General features: G+C 45.9%; 1 protein-coding gene and 1 pseudogene. One reads left to right on the plus strand and one right to left on the minus strand.

Translation table 11 applies throughout. The features are described 5' to 3' along the window. Window positions 1–193: 193 nt before the first annotated feature. Entirely contained in the window at window positions 194–3,004 is a 2,811-nt protein-coding gene (locus tag V5298_RS19670; protein ID WP_332933125.1) for a TonB-dependent receptor, read from the minus strand. 267 nt (window positions 3,005–3,271) lie between these two features. Between V5298_RS19670 and V5298_RS19675 the strand changes: the two are divergent. Further along, window positions 3,272–3,803 (plus strand): annotated as a pseudogene (locus tag V5298_RS19675) (hypothetical protein); the annotation flags it as partial.

The raw sequence follows: 3,803 nt of genomic DNA on the forward strand, positions 1-3,803 counted from the left end.
GGGATAACAGGGGGCAAATTTGCCGGTGCTAGGGCATCAGATTAAGGCATGGGCCTTGGGCCTAGAGCCAAGCGGTGAGGGGCTTAACCTAATGGTGTTTGGGGTAATTTACGAGGTATTGACTAAAGGTGAAGCGATAAAAAAAGCCCTTGTCTGTTTAAGACAAGGGCTTAAGACATAAACATTAACCCATTTAGAATTTGTAGCTAAAGCCTGCCAGATAAGAGCTGCCGTAATCTTGGTAGTCTCGAACCTGTAAATTGTTATCACCTTGCAGTGAGGTAAAGGGTTCTTTGTTTAAGTTGTATCCTTGCAGGAATATGGATAGCCCGTCTAACTTATCAAAACCGGCTTCGCCAAAGTCGTAGCCAATTTGCGCATCCCAAATGGTCTCGCCAAGAATATCCACTTGTACGGTGTCGAAACCCAGGCCATAAACATCACCTTTAAAGTCATCGCGATAACGCATACTGGCACGTACCGAGAAGCCTTTTTTCTCATAGTAAAAGGTGAGGGTCGCTATGGTGTCGGATAAACCCGGCAATTGATAATCGTTGCCGTTTTGGTCTTCGATATCCGAGTGGATCCCCGTATAGCTGGCAATAAGACCAAATCCGTCCAGATACTCAGAGAAGCTATTGAGGGGCAGGGTGCCTGAAATTTCATAGCCTGTCATCGTACCTTTACCGCCGTTTACTTTACCGCTGCCGGTGGCTGTGGATGTGGCAGGAATTTCACCGGTGGCCGGGTTGGCGACCCCAGATAAATCAGTGGTGTAATTGCCATCGAAGATCCAGTTAGTGATATCTTTGTAGAATAAGGCAACAGAGAAATAGCCTTCAGCACTAAAGTAGTTTTCATAGGTAAGGTCAACGCCCACCGCTTCTTTAGGCTTCAGGTTTGGATTACCACCACTGATGCTCCAGTAGTTGCCATTTTCATCAGGAATGGTGTTATAGGTGGCACTGAACGACGCGTTCATTTCATCTAGCCGAGCCCGGGCAATGGTTTTGGCGATACCGAAACGCACGGTTTGTGCCTCGTCAATTTGCAATGACAGGTTTAAACTGGGCAGGATATGATTGTAGTCATAGGAGATATCCGTTGCCACGATTTCATCGGCACTACTAAAGGCATTACCTTGGGAGGATTGTTTGGTATGTACGTAGCGCACGCCCATTAGGCCGGTAAGGGGCATATCTGCAATTTCTGTATCAATGTTAGCTTGGACATAAGCCGAGGTAATTTCTTCTTTAACAGTCCAGGACTTGGTGGCATGAGAGGTATTGGTTAAACTCTCTTGTAGCAAGTCGTAGTAACCATCATTAATGAGCCCCATGGTATCGTAGGCAATCATGTCGCCCATGCCGATAAAGTCTAAATTCACCGAACCCAGACGATAGTCTTCTGGCACACTTAACATGCCGGTGTTGTCAGGGTAGCTAAAGCTGCTTAGGGTCATAAAATAACCCTCAGACACTTTACTTTTTTCCCGATCGCGATGGGATACGCCGTAAGAAACGGCTGATATATAATCGTTATCTAACAGTTGTTCGGCAGACAGTTTGACGGACAGTAATTCGTCTTCAATGCTTGGCGCATTGATAAAGCCATCTTGTAGTTGGTTTTCATAGTCAGTGCCCACAACACCATATTGTTCGTTAAGCGCACTACTCCAGCCCCAACTTAACGGGCCGCCCAGTTGAATGAGATCAAAATCACTGTAGTCCAAGGTGTGATCAAAAGTGGCGCCGGTGTTGCCGTTATCAAAGGTATAGGTCAGGGTATCCGCTTCACCGCGTTCATCTCCGCGCCCGGTACCTGAGTAGCTTTCTACACTCCATACGTCACGTTTTGCATTGGAATAGCTAACGTCAAAATCGACTTTAACATCGTCAGAAAAATGATATTTGGTATTAAAACCTAACGAGATAAGCTCGGCGTCGCGGGTTTCATGGTCGTTTCGAACCACAACGCGCTGACCTTCGGAGGTGGCTGAGGTGATAAAACCTGATGCTTCATCTACCGAGTTTGCTGTGATGGAGCCTTGTCCCCAAGCAAAGGGAATTTCAATACCGCGCAGTATTTTGGTATCGAGATAATCAACATAAAGTCCGTCAAAGCTCATGGTGAGATCATCATTGGGTTGGTACTGAAGCACCAACATGGTGCTATCTCTGTCTAGCGTTGAAGAACGTACATAAGGTTTGGCACCACCTAAGATGGAGTAATCCTCCCCTTCATAGGTAAATTCCGGATACCCCCAAGAGTTCCAGCGTTTTTCCTGATTGGGAGAAGACATGGTGGAATAGGCAATGGCAAGTCCTAGGGTGTTATCCTGGAACTGATCCATATAGAAAACGGTGCCTCTTTTACCTGTATCATCGCCATCGGGATTGAGCTTATCAAAACTGGTTTTTTCAAAGGTGCCGTTAATTTGGAAAACGCGGCCCTCTTTTGATAGGGGTCTAATGGTTTGCAAATCGATGACGCCGGCGATCCCTTCTCCTTCAATGGCGGCGTTCGGCGTCTTATAAACCGTCACACCACTCATAATTTCTGAAGGGTAAAGATCAAACTCAACGCCGCGGTTGTCGCTAATGGACACCTGGTCTCTGCCGTTTAATGTGGTGCCGCTTTCATTTTCACCAAAACCGCGAATACTGACGCGGCTGGCTCGACCATCGAGGCGCTGAGCAGCGAGACCGGGCAGACGGGCGATGGATTCAGCGATGGAGGAATCCGGTAGTTTACCGATATCTTCCGCGCTGATGGATTCCACCACGTTTGCAGAGTAGCGTTTGGTACTGATTGACTCCACGATACTGCGGCGAAAACCCGATACTTCGATGACTTCCATCTCTTTATCTTGTTCTGCAGTGTCTGTTTGTACCGCTATGGCGGTTTCATTATCTTCTTGGGCAGTAGCAATGGGTGCAAAAATGGTCAATACACCACTTGATAATAAGGCCAACGTGGTTTTGTTGAGTTTGAAACTAGGCATAAATGTCTCCCTCGGCATTTAAGTTACATCCGTTGAATTAACATCGATTGTTTTCTTATTGTTAATTTATTGTTCATGTTGTTGGGGTGATATTGATATTAGAGCGACAATGGGCTTATGAATACCATATGAATACGTATTCATAAGCTAGGATCCCGTATAACACCTATTGAATACGTATGCACTGATGCGCCTTTCCTTTGTTAAATAAAGATTAACGATTAACGTATTCCTGATTCAGGCTATTTGAAGGTGGTTAACAAAAATATGACGATTGAGATTAAACGGCCCAAAGTTATCCAAAGCGGGTTATTGCTCCTATTGATGGCTCTTTCTTTTTATGGATACAGTCAAACGATTAGCAATTTTAATTCTGAGCAATTCACGGGCTTGCAGCACGACTATGCCGCTCATTGGCTCCAAGACGGCGTGATCCTGTTGCCTGAAAAAGGGCAATATGTGTTGGTCAAGCATGAGGGGGATAACGATGAAAAAATTAAATTACAGGCGATGGAGCGTCCCCCTGCCATTGTTCGTCAATACCCGCATCTAGCAAAGTTTTACGCCTATTTTGTGCCGCTAGAGACAGACACCATCAAATCCTGGTTAAAGCATGAAGTGATGGTTGTGGCATTATCTGCAGATAATAAGCCATTGCGGTTGTCCTATGTACAAACGGGCGCGGTTATCGATGCCTTGTATACCTCTGCAGAACATGATGCCGATGAGGTCAATGATCTTGGTGCCGTCGCTGTCAATGAACATCAGGTGCAATTTAAATTATGGGCACCCACTGCCC

The sequence above is a fragment of the Alteromonas sp. 14N.309.X.WAT.G.H12 genome (assembly GCF_036697315.1).
GTDB lineage: Bacteria > Pseudomonadota > Gammaproteobacteria > Enterobacterales > Alteromonadaceae > Alteromonas.